At 66.4% G+C, this 16,473-nt stretch carries 14 protein-coding genes; 3 read left to right on the top strand and 11 right to left on the bottom strand.

The features are described from left to right. Window positions 1-10: 10 nt before the first annotated feature. Window positions 11-457, bottom strand: coding sequence for an Hsp20/alpha crystallin family protein (locus tag AC5Y49_RS13705; protein ID WP_499887786.1), 447 nt, complete (start codon window positions 455-457; stop codon window positions 11-13). 203 nt (window positions 458-660) lie between these two features. On the opposite strand from AC5Y49_RS13705, the gene nirB reads away from it, so the two are divergent. Further along, complete coding sequence (nirB, locus tag AC5Y49_RS13700) at window positions 661-3,234, top strand: nitrite reductase large subunit NirB (RefSeq protein ID WP_499887785.1); 2,574 nt, start codon at window positions 661-663, stop codon at window positions 3,232-3,234. A 25-nt stretch (window positions 3,235-3,259) separates the two neighbouring features. Continuing rightward, entirely contained in the window at window positions 3,260-3,670 is a 411-nt protein-coding gene (nirD, locus tag AC5Y49_RS13695; protein WP_499887783.1) for a nitrite reductase small subunit NirD, read from the top strand. Here the strand turns inward: nirD and AC5Y49_RS13690 are convergent. The 8 genes from AC5Y49_RS13690 to AC5Y49_RS13655 all read right to left on the bottom strand — a co-directional run bounded on the left by AC5Y49_RS13690 (window position 3,640) and on the right by AC5Y49_RS13655 (window position 11,793). Continuing rightward, complete coding sequence (locus tag AC5Y49_RS13690; RefSeq protein ID WP_499887781.1) at window positions 3,640-4,326, bottom strand: sirohydrochlorin chelatase; 687 nt, start codon at window positions 4,324-4,326, stop codon at window positions 3,640-3,642. The genes nirD and AC5Y49_RS13690 overlap by 31 nt on opposite strands. Continuing rightward, complete coding sequence (locus tag AC5Y49_RS13685; protein ID WP_499887779.1) at window positions 4,323-5,465, bottom strand: uroporphyrinogen-III synthase; 1,143 nt, start codon at window positions 5,463-5,465, stop codon at window positions 4,323-4,325. Before AC5Y49_RS13685 ends, AC5Y49_RS13690 begins: the two co-directional genes overlap by 4 nt. Before the next feature lie 88 nt (window positions 5,466-5,553). Continuing rightward, window positions 5,554-6,954 carry a nitrate/nitrite transporter gene (locus tag AC5Y49_RS13680; protein ID WP_499887777.1) on the bottom strand — a complete coding sequence of 467 codons (1,401 nt, stop codon included), beginning with the start codon at window positions 6,952-6,954 and terminating at the stop codon, window positions 5,554-5,556. 361 nt (window positions 6,955-7,315) lie between these two features. Further along, complete coding sequence (locus AC5Y49_RS13675) at window positions 7,316-7,861, bottom strand: GNAT family N-acetyltransferase (RefSeq protein WP_499887775.1); 546 nt, start codon at window positions 7,859-7,861, stop codon at window positions 7,316-7,318. A 10-nt stretch (window positions 7,862-7,871) separates the two neighbouring features. After that, on the bottom strand, window positions 7,872-8,777 hold the full coding sequence (locus AC5Y49_RS13670; protein WP_499887773.1) for a 5-oxoprolinase/urea amidolyase family protein: 906 nt from the start codon (window positions 8,775-8,777) through the stop codon (window positions 7,872-7,874). Between the two features lie 10 nt (window positions 8,778-8,787). After that, window positions 8,788-9,438 (bottom strand): 5-oxoprolinase subunit B family protein, encoded by a 651-nt coding sequence (locus tag AC5Y49_RS13665; RefSeq protein ID WP_499887771.1) that lies wholly within the window; start codon window positions 9,436-9,438, stop codon window positions 8,788-8,790. A 100-nt stretch (window positions 9,439-9,538) separates the two neighbouring features. Beyond that, entirely contained in the window at window positions 9,539-10,510 is a 972-nt protein-coding gene (locus AC5Y49_RS13660; RefSeq protein ID WP_499887769.1) for an ABC transporter substrate-binding protein, read from the bottom strand. Between the two features lie 62 nt (window positions 10,511-10,572). Then, window positions 10,573-11,793 (bottom strand): DNA polymerase domain-containing protein, encoded by a 1,221-nt coding sequence (locus AC5Y49_RS13655; protein ID WP_499887767.1) that lies wholly within the window; start codon window positions 11,791-11,793, stop codon window positions 10,573-10,575. A gap of 47 nt (window positions 11,794-11,840) precedes the next feature. Here AC5Y49_RS13655 and fadD2 point away from each other — a divergent pair, with 47 nt between their 5' ends. Then, window positions 11,841-13,514 carry a long-chain-fatty-acid--CoA ligase FadD2 gene (fadD2, locus tag AC5Y49_RS13650; RefSeq protein WP_499887765.1) on the top strand — a complete coding sequence of 558 codons (1,674 nt, stop codon included), beginning with the start codon at window positions 11,841-11,843 and terminating at the stop codon, window positions 13,512-13,514. Between the two features lie 107 nt (window positions 13,515-13,621). Here the strand turns inward: fadD2 and AC5Y49_RS13645 are convergent, their stop codons facing one another. Then, window positions 13,622-14,128, bottom strand: a complete 507-nt coding sequence (locus AC5Y49_RS13645) for a DinB family protein (protein WP_499887763.1) — start codon at window positions 14,126-14,128, stop codon at window positions 13,622-13,624. 142 nt (window positions 14,129-14,270) lie between these two features. Then, entirely contained in the window at window positions 14,271-16,469 is a 2,199-nt protein-coding gene (locus AC5Y49_RS13640) for an acyl-CoA dehydrogenase family protein (RefSeq protein WP_499887761.1), read from the bottom strand. Window positions 16,470-16,473: the final 4 nt, after the last annotated feature.

Raw genomic sequence — 16,473 nt, 5'->3', positions numbered from 1 at the left:
GGGAGAGGTGTTACTTGGTGATCGCGATGCGCTGCGTGCCGGTTCCCGCGTAAGCACCCACGACCCGGACGGTCAGTACGCCGGCGTCGTACGAGGCCGAAATCGCCTCGCTGGTGATGTGGGCGGGCAGTTGGAACGACCGGCGGAACGATCCGTAGCGAACCTCCCGCAAGGTGCGGCCGTCCTTCTCCTCGGCGTGCTCGTCGCGGCGCTCGCCATGGATGACCAACCGGCCTTCGTCCAGTTCGACGTTGACGTCCTTCTCGACGTCCACACCGGCCAGCTCCAGGCGGACCACCGCGTCGTCGCCCTCTTTGACGATCTCCGCGGCGGGACTGAAGCCGCCGTCGCTGACTACCGGCTTGAACCAGTCGGAAGCCGCTGCGGGGCCGAAGAATTCACGCAGCCAACGGTCGGTGTTCCAGGCCGGACGCGACCACAGTGTGACGTTGCTCATTGTTGTCTCCTCGTCGTGATGCGGCCGACACGGTATCGGCCTGCTATCCGGTAAACATGAGTCGCCCACGCTTAAGTTCCACCTGGGCGTTCGCCCTGAGCGAATTCTTCTCACCAGCCTCACAGCGGCCTGTGAGATCAGCGTCACGGAGATGGCACATCAGACGAAACATGTTGGCAATATCGCGTTCCTAGCCTCGTGGCATGGCTCCACTCGAGACCCCGCGCCAGATCGTGGTCGTCGGCCACGGCATGGTGGGGCACCGGTTTGTCGAGGCACTGTGTGCCCGGGATGCCAACGGGGCCTGTGAAATCACCGTGCTGGCCGAGGAGCCCGATGCGGCTTACGACCGGGTGGGGCTGACTGCCTACACCGAGCGATGGGACCGGGACCTCCTGGCGCTCCCGGGTAACGACTACGCCGGCGACGAGCGGGTCCGACTGCTGCTGAACACTCGGGTCACCGAGATCGACCGGACCGCTAAATCGGTGCTGACCGCGGATGGCCAGCGGTATGGCTACGACACGCTGGTGTTGGCGACGGGCTCCTACCCGTTCGTCCCGCCGGTTCCGGGTCATGACCTGCCCGGGTGCCACGTTTATCGCACGCTCGACGACCTCGACGGCATCCGCGCCGATGTCCAGCGCACGCTGGATGCGGGCAACGTCAGCGCCGGTGTGGTGATCGGTGGCGGGCTGCTGGGCCTCGAAGCCGCCAATGCCCTGCGTCAGTTCGGGCTGCAGACGCATGTCGTCGAAATGGCGCCGCGGTTGATGGCACAGCAGATCGACGAGGCCGGTGGCGCGCTGCTGGCAAGGATGATCACCGAGCTGGGTCTGGCGGTGCACGTCGACGTGTCCACGGATTCAATTGAAGCCGTTGAGCATTCGCAGGGCCCGCCGTCGGTGCGAGTGCACCTGTCGGACGGCGGCGTCATCGACGCCGGATTGGTGGTCTTCGCCGCGGGTATCCGACCGCGTGACGAGTTGGCTGCCGCGGCTGGCTTGGCGATCGCGGACCGGGGCGGTGTGCTCACCGACTTGTCTTGTCGGACAACCGACCCCGACGTGTACGCGGTAGGCGAGGTGGCCGCCATCGAAGGCCGCTGTTATGGGTTGGTCGGCCCGGGTTACGCCAGCGCCGAAGTCGTCGCCGACCGGTTGCTGGACGGCGCGGCCGAGTTCGGTGAGGCCGACATGTCGACCAAGCTGAAACTGCTCGGCGTCGACGTTGCCAGCTTCGGTGACGCGATGGGCACCACCGAGAACTGCCTTCAGGTCGTGGTCAACGACGCGGTCAAGCAGACCTACGCCAAGGTGGTGCTGTCCGACGACGCCAAAACGCTGTTGGGCGGCATCCTGGTCGGCGACGCCTCGTCGTATGGCGTGCTACGGCCGATGGTCGGTTCCGAGCTGCCCGGTGATCCGCTGGCGCTGATTTCACCGCAATCCGGTGATGGGGCAGCGGTGTTGGGGGTCGGCGCGCTGCCCGGCTCGGCCCAGATCTGCTCGTGCAACAACGTCAGCAAGGCCCAGCTGACCGACGCGATCGCCGCCGGCTGCACCGACGTGGCGGGTCTGAAATCATGCACGGGCGCCGGCACCTCGTGCGGCTCCTGCGTGCCGCTACTCAAGCAGCTCCTGGAAGCCGAGGGCGTCGAGCAGTCCAAGGCGCTGTGTGAGCACTTCAGCCAGTCACGTGCCGAGCTGTTCGAGATCGTCAGCGCCACCTCGATCCGCACCTTCTCGGCGCTGTTGGACCGCTTCGGCACCGGAAAGGGCTGCGACATCTGCAAACCCGTCGTCGCATCGATCCTGGCGTCAACCGGTTCAGAGCACATCCTCGACGGAGAGCAGGCGTCCTTGCAGGACTCCAACGACCATTTCCTGGCCAACATTCAGCGCAACGGCAGCTACTCGGTGGTGCCGCGGGTTCCCGGCGGCGACATCAAACCCGAACACCTGATCCTCATCGGCCAGATCGCCCAGGACTTCGGTCTGTACACCAAGATCACCGGCGGTCAGCGCATCGACATGTTCGGCGCCCGGGTCGACCAGCTGCCGGCGATCTGGAAGCGGCTGGTCGATGCAGGAATGGAGTCGGGGCACGCCTACGGCAAGGCGGTGCGCACGGTGAAAAGCTGCGTCGGCAGCGACTGGTGCCGCTACGGTCAACAGGATTCGGTCCAGCTGGCCATCGACCTGGAGATGCGTTACCGCGGACTGCGGGCACCGCACAAGATCAAGCTGGGTGTCTCGGGCTGCGCGCGGGAGTGCGCTGAAGCGCGCGGCAAGGACGTCGGCGTGATCGCGACCGAAAAGGGCTGGAACCTCTACGTCGGCGGCAACGGCGGTATGACGCCCAAGCATGCCCAGCTGCTGGCCAGCGACCTCGACGAAAAGACGCTGGTCCGCTATATCGACCGGTTCCTGATGTTCTACATCCGCACCGCCGACCGGTTGCAGCGCACGGCGCCGTGGATCGAGTCGATCGAAGGCGGATTGGATCACGTGCGCAGCGTGGTGTGCGACGACTCGCTGGGCCTGGCCGACGAGTTGGAGGCCGCGATGGAGCGGCACGTGGCCACCTACCAGTGTGAGTGGAAGGGCGTGCTGGAGGATCCCGACAAACTGTCGCGGTTCGTGTCCTTCGTCAACGCTCCTGGTGCCGTCGACGCCACCGTGACATTCACCGAACACGCCGGCCGCAAGGTACCGGTACCGGTCCGCGCCGACAGCTCAGTTTCCATCGGTATGCCCTCGATGCCGCGGGCGTGAATAACCAAGGCACCAAGGAGTTCTCATGACATTACTGGACGACATCACCACCCTGTCGAACTTCGATGACCAGGCTTGGACGGCGGCCTGCGCCTACGACTACCTCATTCCCGGCCGCGGTGTCGGCGTGCTGCTCGACGATGGATCGCAAGTGGCGCTGTTCCGGCTCGACGACGGCTCGCTGCACGCCATCGGCAACATCGACCCGTTCTCGGGCGCCGCGGTGCTGTCTCGCGGCATCGCCGGGGATCGCGATGGACAACCGGTTGTGCAATCACCGATTGCCAAGCAGGCCTTTGCCTTTGACGGCGGCCGCTGCCTTGACGATCCCGCTGTCGCGGTGCCGGTCTACCCGACGCGAGTGGTGGACGGTGTCGTGCAGGTGGGCCGCGGTAAGTCTGCCGGTCAAGCAGCCACGCACATCGCGGCCGCCTGAAATCGGCCGGCGATCAGCCGCACCAACGCCGGGTTGGTGCCCAGCGGCTCGGTGACCAGATCAGCGCCGCTACGTCGCAACCGTCCCTGGAAAAGGCCATCGGCCAACAGATAGGACGCCACCACAACCCGACGCGAGGTCCGGGCACGCGCCCTGGCCACGGCGCCGGCGATGCTGCGCTCGGTGGCAGCCAACGCCGGTTCCACGGGTGAGTCGATCAGCGCCGACACCATCGCCGCGGTGGTCGCCAGGTCGTTATGAGCCGCGGGATCCGATGCGCCGGCCGCCGCCAGGATCACCGAATCGCCTGAACGCCAACCGATGCGAACCAATTGGCGGGTAACGATCGCTGCCACGTCAGGGCTCGGTCCCAGCGCCGGGGTGACGGTGACGTCGGGGTGTCCGCTGGCAGCGACATGCGCGGGCAGATCGGTGCGAACGTGATATCCGCGAGACAAGAACGCAGGCACCACGATCGCGGGGTCGGTGGCCGCCGCCGCGTCGGACAGCAATTCCCTCGGCGAGGGTCCCAGCACGTCGACGAATCCCACCTGCACGGTTTGGCCCACGACCGCGCTCACCTGCTCGGCAAGGCCGCCGACGATGGCGATCCCTGCCGATCTGCGGGTGCCATGCGCCACCATGATCAGGCTCATGCCACTCCCGACTGTTCGTCGATGGCCAGCCGGTACCCACGTTTGACCACCGTTGCCACGATGCTCTTGTCGCCCAGCGCCGTTCGCAACCGAAGGACCGCCGTATCGACGGCATGGGTGTCGGAGCCGTTGCCCGGCAGAGCCCGCAACAGCGCGGCGCGGGCGACGACGTCTCCCGGCCGTTGAGCTAACACCCGCAAGGTAGCCATTCCCGCCGGGGAGAGTGATTTGATGGTCCCGTCGACCACCACACAGGAGCCGCGGATCTCGATCAGATGACCGGCGGCGCGCACGATGCGGGATCGCCGTGACGGCAACTCGTCTGCGATGTGGCGGGCCAGCGCCGCCAGCCGCATTCGCTTCGGCGCCGAGGTCGGAATACCGGCCGCCAGTAGCGGTTGGGCCGTCACCGGGCCGACGCACATCGCGTGCACGTCGGCGCCCAACGCGGCCAGCAACTGGTCGCCGATGCCCAGCTGGCGAGCCCGCAGTAGTGTCGCCGCCGCGGCCGGCGCCGAGGTGAAGCTGACGGCGTCAACCTGGCGTTGGGCGATCAGGGTCACCAGCTGGTCGAACCCCCCGGCCGGTGCCGGCAGCCAGCGATACACCCGCACCGGTACCACCTCGGCGCCCGCAGCGCGCAGCTCATCAACGAACTCCGGGAACGGATCCCAGTGGTCGCTGGCGCCGTGCAGCTGCAACGCGACCCGCTGCCCGTGTACACCGCCGCCGAGCAGGTACTGCAGCACCTCGCGCGACGACTCGGAGCCAGGGCTCCACTCCTCATACAGGCCGGCGCCGCGCAACGCGCCGGTCGCTTTCGGTCCGCGCGACACGATCCGGGCGTCTCTCAGCACTGCGGTCAACTTGGTCGCCAGCCGCCAACCGTCGGCGGCGGCCAGCCAGCCGCGCAGGCCGATGCCGGTGGTAGCGACCAGGATGTCTGGCGGACGGGCGATCAGAGCTTCGGTGTGACGGCGCAGTTCGTCGTCGTCGAACAGGCCGACTTTGGTGATGGCCGGGGCGCTGTAGACCGTGGCACCGGAGCGGCGCAGCAGCGCACACAGCTCGTCGGCACGGTGCGCGGACGTGACCGCGACCCGGTAGCCGACCAGCGGCGGCGAGTCTGGCTGGTCCATATGAAGTGTGTATGCCTGATAGATTGCCGCCGCATTACCTGGCAATTTCCGCCGAGTTGCCCCGTCGTCACACCGGTGGGGCCATCGGTCACACGCGGGCGCGCGCCGGCTCGCTTTCCGCGTCGGGCACGGCGGTGGCCGAAACAGGAGGGCGCACGTACATGGCCCAGGTCAGCAGCGAAGCGACAAGGTAGAAGATCAGGAAAATCCAGAACGCCGAGGTCTCGGTGCCGGTGCTCTCGTAGGACTGCCGTAGCGCCAGGTTGATCGCCACACCACCGAGTGCTCCGACGGCTCCCGCGAACCCGATCAACGCCCCCGACATCGCGCGGGACCAGTGCCGGCGCTCGGCTTCGCTCACGTCCAGTGCACGACTGCGCGCCTCGAAGATCGACGGGATCATCTTGAATACCGACCCGTTGCCGACCCCCGACAGGATGAACAGCGCAATGAACCCGATGACGTATCCGACCAGCGTTGCCCCCGGTGCAGAGCCGTGACTGTATTCGTCGTAGCTGCTGACGCCGACCAATAGCCCGGTAGCCAGGATCATCCCGCCGAACACCGCCAGCGTGATACGACTTCCTCCGATGCGGTCGGCCAACCGGCCGCCGTAGATTCGCGAGAGTGATCCCAATAGTGGCCCCAGGAAGGCGATTTGGGCGACGTGCAGCGATGCTTGCGCGGCAGTCTGTCCGCTGGTCATGAAGTTGATGTAGAGCACCCGGCCGAACGCGAACGAGAATCCGATGAACGACCCGAACGTACCGATGTAGAGCAGTGAGATCACCCAGGTGTGTCGCACGAACAGGATCGACCGCAAATTGCCGACCTCGATGCTGTGGTCCAAATTGTCCATGAACACCGCCGCCGCGATGCCGACAATCGCCAGCAGCACAAGATAAAACGCGCACACCCAGTAGGGCTGCCGGCTGCCCGCGGTGGCCAGTACCAGCAGTCCCACCAGCTGAACGACCGCCACCCCCAGGTTGCCGCCGCCGGCGTTGACTGCCAACGCCCAGCCCTTGAGCCGCTGGGGATAAAAAGCATTGACGTTGGCCAGCGAGGCGGAGTAATTGCCGCCGCCCAAACCGGTGGCCGCGGCACACAACACGTACGGCCACAACGGCAGTCCGGGATTGGCCAGCAGCAGGATCGTGCCCACGGTGGGCACTAGCAACACCAGCGCCGAGAACGTCGTCCAGTTGCGGCCACCGAATTTCGCGATACCCAATGTGTAGGGGATGCGTACGCACCCCCCGACCAACGTTGCGATTGCGCCCAGCAGCAGTTTGTCGCTCGGCGAAAAGCCGTAGACCGATTCCGGCATGAACAGCACCATCACCGACCACAATGACCAGATCGAAAACGCGACGTGGTCGCCGGCCACCGTGCAAATCAGGTTACGTCGAGCGATGGCTTTGTTGCCGGCCTCCCAGGCGACGGTGTCCTCGGGATTCCAGTCGGAGATGCGATGCGAGCGGGCCATGCAGACATAACCTTTCGGCTTTCAGGTGCGCCAAACACCGTTGCACTGGCAGAGTGGTCGGCGCCCTACGGCCCCGAGTTATCCCGAGCCGGAATATATTTCGCTAGCTGTACGGGTACAGGTGCCTCTATCGAGGCATACAACGCTGTATTCGGCAATCACACATGAGGATTCGAACCGGGTCAAGTCAGATCCGGGCATTCCGGCTTAAGATTGTGTTCCGGTTAGCTGAAAGGACGCTGCAAAGATTGTTAAATCATTGTTTCGCAGTTAGGTTGCGCCACAATGGGCTTCGCCTATAACAGTTAAAACCGCCTCGCGACGCAGGAAATGTGCGGTCGATCACAGCGGCCGCGGCCGGTCACCAAACGTCGCCGTCGCGCCAATCGCAGGTCAACTCCGCGGAGGTGTCCACCGTGGTCGCGACCGGAAGCACGAACACCGAGCCGTCGTCGTCCGGGGTTCGCAGTGTCCCGGCGGGAGCCAGCACCGACGTCGGCCCGGACCACGGCAGCCAGCCGCGCACGACGAAGAGTCGCCGTCCGCGCTCGGAAGCGCTCAGCGCGCCAATGCGGTAGCCGCCGCGGATGACCTGCTCGCAAGCGTCGAGCACCGCGATCGCCAGTCCTTGGCCGCGCCACTCCTCGGCCACCGCCACAGCTTCGATGTAGCCGCAGCGCAGCGCGCTGCCACGGTGAATGAGCCGCCGCTGCACCACTGCAGCGTGGGCGATGATCACGCCACGATGCCAGATCAGGGCATGCATCCCGCCTAGCGCGTGGTCCCAGTCGCAGTCGGTGAAACCCCCGCCGAACGCGTCGATGACCATCTGGCGAGCGCTGTGCCGGGTCTCGCAGTCGAGATCGGCGGTGTGGACCAGGCGAGCGGTGTGGACCTGGGTGTACACACCTACCGGTTTACCAGGCCGACTGGCCCGCGGCAGCAGCAGTCAGCGGCGACCGCGGCCGCGACCAGTGCAACCGCACATACTGGCCGGGCCGCACCTGGGCGACCTTGTCGATGTCGTCCTCGGCGAGCACGCCGATCACCGGGTAGCCGCCGGTGATCGGATGATCCGGCCCCAAGATGACCGGCAAACCGTTGGGCGGCACCTGAATTGCGCCGCGAGCGGCTCCTTCGCTGGGCAACTGTCGATTCGGCCAGCGGTACTGCAGCGGACGGCCTTCCAGCCGCATCCCCACCCTGTCGCTGCGGTCGGAGACCATCCAGATGGTGCGCACGAGCGCGTCGGGATCGGCGAGCCACTCGTCGCGCGGGCCCGGCACCACCAGCAGTTCCACCAGATGCTCGTCGATCGCCGCTACCGGGGCCTGATCGAGTTCGGGATAGTCATCGGTGCGCTCGCCGATCGGCAGCACGTCGCCAGGCTGCAGCGGCAGCGGGCCGATTCCTGACATCACGTCGTAACTCCGCGAGCCGAGCACCGGTGTCACGTCGATACCGCCACGCACTCCCAGATAACTGCGCAAGCCCGCCAACGGTGCACCCAGCGAAATCACGTCCCCGTCGCGAACATGCTGAACACTGTTGGTGCCGAACACGATTCCATTAACGGCTGGGTCCGTGTCGGCACCGGTCACGACAACGTCGACGTCACCGCCGCGGACTCGAGCCGAGAGGCCGCCGAAGGTCACTTCGATGGTGGCGCGGTCGTCGGGGTTGGCCACCAGCCGGTTGGCCAGCGTGTGCGAACCGCGATCCGCCGCTCCCGACCGGGTGACTCCGAGGTGAGCCAGACCGACTCGCCCGAGGTCCTGGACGAGTGCCAGCGGCCCGGTGCGCAGGATTTCCAGCGTGGTCATCGGTGCTCTCCTAGGCAGCTCGGAATTGAACCCACTTGCCCGGCGTAAGCAGCGCCGGGTCGGGCCGGTCGATATCCCACAGGACCGCAGTGGTGTGGCCGATCAGCTGCCAACCGCCGGGGGAGCGCCGCGGATAGATTCCGCTGAACTCTCCGGCCAAGCCCACCGCACCGGCCGGCACCGACTGCCGCGGCTCGGAGCGCCGCGGCGCCGCCAGCCGCGGGTCGCCGCCGACGAGGTAGGCGAAACCCGGAGCGAATCCGCCGAATCCGACCTGCCAGGGCGTGGAGGTGTGGGCGTTGATGACCTGTGCGGTGCTCAGCCCGGTGCGCTCGGCGACCTCGGCAAGATCGGCGCCGTCGTAGACGACGTCGATCACCACGTCGACGTGTCCGTCGGGCGGTGCAGTCTGCGCCGCCTCGGATGTCACCTGCAGGCGGCGCAACCGGTGCCGGGTGACCCCCTGATAGCGCGGCCCGTCGACTTTCACCAGGATCGTGCGGGAGGCGGCGACGATGTCGAGCACACCGGGCAGCGCCGCCTCGCGCAGGGCAGCTGCCCACGCCAAGACGTCGGCGCTGCTGTCGAATTGCAAAAGCAGTGCCTGATCACCGTAATCCAGAACGGTGTCGGTTACCTTCAGGTCCATTGCCACGCTCATTACTCGACGGTAACCTCGGATTTCGGCGGCTGCCAGTAATTTTGGTGCTCTGCCAGAGGTGCCTTAGCGAACGCTCAGAGGGCCGCTGTTTTCGGCGAGCTCAGCCCAGGATTTTGGTGATCAGCGACGGCAGCTGGCCGGCCACCACCGGGTAGCTCAGCGGTGAGGCGAAAGCAAGCGCCCCGGCTAGGTCCTTGGTGGTGAAGACACTGCGCGGCCGAAGGTCCGCCACGCCCGGATCGGCCAGCAGCACCCGCTGGTCGTCTTCGCTGTCCGTTGTCCAGATCAGCAGGTCGGTGGCGTCGAGCGCTGACTTGACCTTGTCGCGGGGAATGAACGCCCGCTGCTGATCGACGGCGAACTGGCTGATGCCCTCGGTGACCACCAGACCCATCCGGGTCAGAAACTCGGTGCGCCAGCCCGCCATCGTCGCCACCACATTGTCCTGGTAGAACGTGCCCTGCAGCAGCAGCGCCTTCTTGTCCTTGAATTGCGGATGCTGCTCACCGATCGTGGTGAACTTCTGGTCGACGCCGTCGACCAGCGACTTCATCTGATCGGACTGGAAAACCGCTTGGCCGATCGCGGTCGCCTGGTCCTTCCACGGCTCGAAGAACGCGTCGCCGCCGGACTGCGGGAGGGTCGGGGCGATCGCGGCCAGCTTCTGGTAGGTGTCGGCGTCTACTCCGGCGTTGGTGGCCACGATCAAATCGGGTTTCAGGCCGGTGATCTGGTCGATCTGAATTCCGTTGTCCAGGCTCAAGACAACGGGTTTGGCGTCGCCGAGTTTCGGCTGCGCCCACGGCCACACCGCGAACGGCTGATCGCCGAACCAGTTGGTCACCGCGATCGGCACGATTCCCACCGCGAGCAGATCGTCTTGCCCGGTGAAGCCGGCGCTGACCACCCGCGTGGGTGGCGCGGGGATTGTCGTCTCGCCGAACGCGTGTGGAATCGTTACCGCGCCGCCGCCCTCGGTAGTGGTCTTGTGCGACGAGCAGCCGGCCGCGGCGAGCAGTCCGGCACCGCCGGTAAGACCCAGGAATGCGCGCCGGTTCCATCGTCGGTCCATCGCGTCAGTCCTCCGCCGCCTGCATCCAGCGATTGTCGCGTATGTACCGCGGTGGTGGGCCGTTAACGGCTCGGCCAAGGGCTGTAGTCGGCGATCAGCTCCTCCTGCGGCGGCCGTTGATCGGCCGGTACGTGCTGCAGGTTGATCCGGATTCGATACCAGATGGAACTCGGTCCGCGCATGCCGTCGACGAGCACGTCGACCGGCTGGAGTCGCTGGGCCACATCGGGATAGCGGTCACGCCAGGTGTCCAGCGCAGCCATCGCCTCGTCCTTGGTCTTGGTGCGGGCGATCTCGATCAGCGGCATCGTCGAGGCCCGCCGGCCGTCCCGGGTCTTGTGCGCCCCTTTCGGAGCCTTCTCGGCGGGGCCGAGCTCCTCGGCCAGCGCGAGCAGTTGGTCCAGCGTTCCGGTGGCGTCGTCCATCCCCGCCCACGGGTCGCCGACGTCGGCGAACCGATCGGGCACGCTGGCCATCGTGAACGCCGCCGGGTCGCAGTCCGCGGCCTCGTCCCAGCGCAGCGGCGTGGACACCCGGGCATCCGATGTGGCCCGCACCGAATACGCCGAGGCGACCGTGCGGTCTTTGGCGTTCTGATTGAAGTCGACGAACACGCCCTGACGTTCTTCCTTCCACCACCGGCTGGTCGCCAGGTCGGGTGCGCGGCGCTCGACCTCGCGTGCCACCGTTTGGGCGGCCAGCCGGACCTGCCGGAACGGCCAGTCCGGCGCGATGCGCGCATAGATGTGGAAGCCGCGCGACCCTGATGTCTTCGGCCACGGGGTCAGGCCGTAGTCCTCGAGTACTTCTCGTGCAACGGCGGCGACATCCACGATCTGCGGCCACCCCACGCCGGGCATCGGGTCCAGGTCGACGCGCAGCTCGTCGGGATGGTCGAGATCGCCAGCGAGCACCGGGTGCGGGTTGAGGTCGACGCAGCCCAGATTGATCGCCCACACCAGCCCGGCGGCGTCATCGATGACGGCCTCCTTGGCCGAAGTTCCGGACGCATAGCGCAGTTCGGCCACCCCGATCCAGTCCGGCCGCTTCGTGGGCGCTCGCTTCTGGAAGATGGCTTCCTGCTCGATGCCCTTGACGAAGCGTTTGAGGATCATCGGACGTCCGGCCACGCCCCGCAGCGCCCCCTCGGCGACGGCGAGGTAGTAGCGGATCAGGTCGAGCTTGGTGTAGCCGTGTTCTGGGAATACCACCTTGTCGGGGTGGGTGATCTCAACGTGGCGGCCGCCCACTTCCAATGACAGCGGACGGACCATGCACTTCATCGTAATTTGCCCGTCGCGGTGCGACCTGGCTCACATATGGTGGGGTTATGCCTAACCTTCCTGACCCGTTCGGGGCCACGGCCAAAGTCCAGCAATACGCCGAGCGTGGCCTGGCCGAACTGCATTATGTCCGCAAAATCTTCGAAGCAGGCGGGTTCCCGATCGAGCGGCCACAGAACGTGGCGGCGATGGCGAACGACATCCGCAAGTGGGGCGAGATCGGCATGCTGCCCGCGCTGCACGCGCGCCGCACCCCGGACAAGGTGGCGATCATCGACGACGAGGGCGAGTTCACCTGGAAGGAACTCGACGACGCCGCCAACGCAGTGGCCCACGGGCTGCTGGACAAAGGTGTCAAGGGCGGCGACGGCGTCGCCATCCTGGCACGCAACAGCCGCTGGTTTGCGATCGCGGAGTTCGGTTGCGCGCGGGTTGGAGCCCGCATCATCCTGCTCAACAGCTCGTTTTCCGGCCCGCAGATCAAGGAGGTGTCCGAGCGCGAAGACGCCAAACTGATCATCTACGACGACGAATACGCCAAGGACGTCAGCAAAGCCGAGCCGCCGCTGGGCAAGCTGCGCGCGCTGGGCACCAACCCCGACTCGGACGAGCCGTCGGGCAGCGAGGACGAGACGCTTGCCGACCTGATCGAACGCAGCAGCGGCGAGCCCGCGCCCAAGGCCGGCAAGCATTCCTCGATCATCATTCTGACCAGCGGCACCACCGGCACCCCGAAGGGCGCGAACCGCAGCACTCCGCCGACGCTCGCGCCGATCGGCGGCATCTTGTCGCACGTGCCGTTCAAGGCCGGCGAGGTGACATCGCTGCCGGCGCCGATGTTCCACGCGCTGGGCTTCCTGCACGCCACGATCGGGACATTCCTGGGATCGACGCTGGTGCTGCACCGCAAGTTCAAGCCGGCGGTGGTGCTGGAAGACGTCGAGAAGCACAAAGTATCGGCGATCGTCGTCGTCCCGGTGATGTTGTCGCGGATGCTCGAGGCCGTGGAGAAGATGGACAAGAAGCCTGATCTGTCCAGCTTGCGGATCGTGTTCATCTCCGGCTCGGCGCTGGGCGCCGACTTGGCCGAGCGTGCGCTCAAGGACCTCGGGCCCGTCGTCTACAACATGTACGGCTCGACTGAGATCGCGTTCGCCACCATCGCGGGACCGGACCATCTGGAATTCAATTCCTCGACGGTGGGACCGGTTGTCAAAGGCGTCAAGGTCAAGATCTACGACGACAACGGCAAGGAGTTGCCGCAGGGCGAGGTCGGGCGGATCTTCGTGGGCAACGCCTTCCCGTTCGAGGGCTATACCGGCGGCGGCAACAAGCAGATCATCGATGGGCTGTTGTCATCCGGGGACGTCGGTTATTTCGACGAGCACAACCTGCTCTTCATCAGCGGTCGCGACGACGAGATGATCGTCTCCGGCGGCGAAAACGTCTTCCCCGCCGAAGTCGAGGATTGCATCACCGGGCATCCCGAGGTGATGGAGGCCACCGCGATCGGCGTCGAGGACAAGGAGTGGGGCCACCGGTTGCGCGCCTTCGTCGTCAAGAAGGAGGGCGCCGATGTCGACGAGGACACCATCAAGAAGTACGTGAAAGACCAGCTGGCCAAGTACAAGGTGCCGCGCGAGGTGGTCTTCCTCGACGAGCTGCCCCGTAACCCAACCGGCAAGATCCTCAAGCGCGAGCTGCGCGAGATGGACGTCTAGCCGGCCCACCATTCGCGCGAGCGTGGGTCCCCTTCTGCGCGAGCGTGCGTGTCCCCGGCCGACACGCCGGGTGCAATACCGTTTCTGCGCACCCTCGCGGTCGGCGGCTACCCGTCGAAACCGGTTGCGCCGTCGAGTTGTTCGCGCAGGATATCCAGTTGCCCGGTGTGACGGGCGGTCTCCTCGATCATGTGCACGTAGATCCAGCGCAGCGACACCTGTCCGAGCCGGACATGTGGCACCACGTGATCCAGCGGATAGCGTGCTGCTATCCGTCGCGACTCGTCGCACTGCGTTCGATATTCCGCGATCAACGTGGCCACTGATTCCTCAGGAAGGAACTCGAATTCCCAAGCACGGTCATGCGTGCGACGGTTGTCGCTGATTCGCTCCTGAAGCAGCTGGTCGAACCAGCCGTATTCCGCCCAGCGCAGGTGCTTGACCAGCCCGCCCACCGTCGTCGGCGAAGAAACCAGGCGGCGACGGGAGTCGGCGTCAGACAGGCCGGAAACCTTGCGCACCACGATGTCTCGGTAGTCGTCAAGGAACGACTCCAGGGTTTCACGCTCGCCGCCATCCGCGCGGTCGCGGCGAGCCGGCGGGGCTTCGGTCATGCCGGCGAACCTAGCACCGGACCGCGCGCATCGACGCCACAGCCTGCGTTCGGCGCGAGCGTGCGCAGAAACGGTAAAAGCTTCGGCGTGTCGACCGGGGACACGCACGCTCGGCCCAGAGGGGAGGTTGCGCCGAAAAGACCTACGGGTCGCGGGGGAGCCCCAGCAGCCGCTCGGCGATGATGTTGAGTTGCACCTCCGACGTGCCGCCGTAGATCGTGGTGGCTCGGCTGGCCAGCAGGTATTCGGCCCACTTGCCGGGCAGCTCCTCCGGGTCGCCGATCGCGGCGTCGGCGCCGAAGGTGGACACCGCGAACTCGGCATAGCCCTGGCCGGTGCGCATCGACAGCAGCTTGGAGATGGCCGCCGAGGGCATCGCGTCGCCCCCGGCCAGCGTCAGCAGTGTCGAGCGCATGTTGAGCAGCTTGGCGGCGTGCCCCTCGGCGATCAACTGGCCCGCCCGGTTCTGCGCGACTTGGTCGAACTGACCGTCGCGAACGAAATCGACCAACTGGTCGAGGTTGGCCAAGAACGGCGCCTCGCTGCCGCCGATCGAAACCCGCTCTGCGGTCAGCGTATTGCGACTCACCTCCCAGCCCCGGTCGACCTCGCCGAGCACCAACTCGTCCGGCACGAACACGTCGTCGATGAACACGGTGTTGAACATCGCGCCGCCGGTGAGCTCGCGAAGCGGTTTGACCTCCACGCCTTCACTGTTCATGTCCAGCAGAAAATAGGTGATCCCATTGTGTTTCGGAGCGTCGGGGTTGGTCCTGGCCAGCAGCGCCCCCCACTGCGAGAACTGCGCAGCGGTCGTCCAGATCTTCTGGCCGGTGATGCGCCAGCCGCCTTCGACCCGGGTTGCCTTGGTGGTCAGCCCGGCCAGGTCAGAACCGGCGCCGGGCTCGGAAAACAGCTGACACCAGATCATTTCGCCGCGGAAGGTCGGCGGCAGGAACCGTAGCTTCTGCTCTTCGGTGCCGAACGCGACGATCGACGGGACGATCCACGACGCGATACCGATCTGTGGCCGCTTGACCCGGCCGGTGCTGAACTCCTGGGCCACGATGATCTGCTCGACCGGGCTGGACGCGCGGCCCCACGGCGTCGGCAGATACGGCAGCACCCATCCGCCTTCGGCGATCGCGGCGTTGCGTTCCTCGCGCGGGATCGCCTTGAGCGCAGCCACCTCGTCCCGGATTTCAGCTCGCAGTTTCTCGGTGTCGGGATCCAGGTCGATGTCGACTTTGCGCATACCGGTGCCGGTGGCGGTGTCGACCACCCGCTGCGGGTAGTCGGAGGTGCGGCCGAAGGATGCAGCCAGCATCAGCGCGCGCCGGTAGTAGACGTTGGTGTCGTGCTCCCAGGTGAAGCCGATGCCGCCGTGCACCTGGATGCAATCCTGCGTACAGCGCTGAGCGGCGGCCGGCGCCAACGTGGCCGCCACCGCGGCGGCGAACTCGACCGCGGACCCCGTCACGTCCCAATTGTTTTGGCGTGCTTCGTCGATCGCGCGGGCGGCGTCCCAGACGGCGGCGGTGGCCCGCTCGGTGTCGGCGATCATCTCGGCGCACTTGTGTTTGATGGCCTGGAATTGACCGATCGGCCTGCCGAACTGCTCGCGGATCTTGGCGTACTCCGACGCCGTGTCGGTGGCCCACCGCGCGACCCCGACGGCTTCGGCCGACAACAAAGTCGACATCAGCGCGTGCGCGAGCGTCATGCTGAGGTTGCTCAGCACTGCGTCGTCACCCACCTCGACGGCATTGGCGCGGACGTGGGCGATCGGGCGCAGCGGGTCCACGCTCTGCACCGGTTCGATCTCGAGTTGATCGCCGCGCAGCACCACCCATTCCTCGCCGCTGTCAATCGCCACCGGTAGCACCAGGACCGACGCCTGAGCCGCGGCCGGCACCGCCCGCACTTCGCCGCGGATCACCAATCCGTCGCCGTGGCGGGTGGCGGTCAGCCCGGAATCCAGCGCGTAGGCGGCGACGGCGGCGCCCGTTGCCAGCTCGCCCAGCACTTTGGCGTCGGGATCGTGTGCCGAGATCAGCGCACTGGCAATCGCCGACGGCACAAACGGGCCGGGCACCGCGCCGTAGCCGAACTCAGCGAGCACGACGGCAAGCTCGAGGATGCCGAAACCCTGGCCGCCGACAGCCTCGGCCAAGTGCACGCCCTGCAAGCCTTGGTCGGCGGCGGACTGCCAGTAGGGCGGCGGGTTGTCGATCGGTGTTTCCAGCGCGGCATGCAGCACCTCCGACGGTGCTACCCGCGCTACCAGGGACCGCACCGAGTCGGCCAGGTCTTGATGCTCAGGAGTTATCGCGATCGGCATTGCT

The organism is Mycobacterium sp. NGS62, assembly GCF_059812285.1.
The sequence above is the reverse complement of the archived record's forward strand: the minus strand, read 5'-3'. Positions and strand labels throughout refer to the sequence as shown.

Coding starts and splice junctions, on each gene's coding strand:
- AC5Y49_RS13705 (WP_499887786.1), bottom strand. CDS start 457: ATGAGCAACGTCACACTGTGGTCGCGTCCGGCCTGGAACACCGACCGT.
- nirB (WP_499887785.1), top strand. CDS start 661: ATGGCTCCACTCGAGACCCCGCGCCAGATCGTGGTCGTCGGCCACGGC.
- nirD (WP_499887783.1), top strand. CDS start 3,260: ATGACATTACTGGACGACATCACCACCCTGTCGAACTTCGATGACCAG.
- AC5Y49_RS13690 (WP_499887781.1), bottom strand. CDS start 4,326: ATGAGCCTGATCATGGTGGCGCATGGCACCCGCAGATCGGCAGGGATC.
- AC5Y49_RS13685 (WP_499887779.1), bottom strand. CDS start 5,465: ATGGACCAGCCAGACTCGCCGCCGCTGGTCGGCTACCGGGTCGCGGTC.
- AC5Y49_RS13680 (WP_499887777.1), bottom strand. CDS start 6,954: ATGGCCCGCTCGCATCGCATCTCCGACTGGAATCCCGAGGACACCGTC.
- AC5Y49_RS13670 (WP_499887773.1), bottom strand. CDS start 8,777: ATGACCACGCTGGAAATCCTGCGCACCGGGCCGCTGGCACTCGTCCAG.
- AC5Y49_RS13665 (WP_499887771.1), bottom strand. CDS start 9,438: ATGAGCGTGGCAATGGACCTGAAGGTAACCGACACCGTTCTGGATTAC.
- AC5Y49_RS13660 (WP_499887769.1), bottom strand. CDS start 10,510: ATGGACCGACGATGGAACCGGCGCGCATTCCTGGGTCTTACCGGCGGT.
- AC5Y49_RS13655 (WP_499887767.1), bottom strand. CDS start 11,793: ATGAAGTGCATGGTCCGTCCGCTGTCATTGGAAGTGGGCGGCCGCCAC.
- fadD2 (WP_499887765.1), top strand. CDS start 11,841: ATGCCTAACCTTCCTGACCCGTTCGGGGCCACGGCCAAAGTCCAGCAA.
- AC5Y49_RS13645 (WP_499887763.1), bottom strand. CDS start 14,128: ATGACCGAAGCCCCGCCGGCTCGCCGCGACCGCGCGGATGGCGGCGAG.
- AC5Y49_RS13640 (WP_499887761.1), bottom strand. CDS start 16,469: ATGCCGATCGCGATAACTCCTGAGCATCAAGACCTGGCCGACTCGGTG.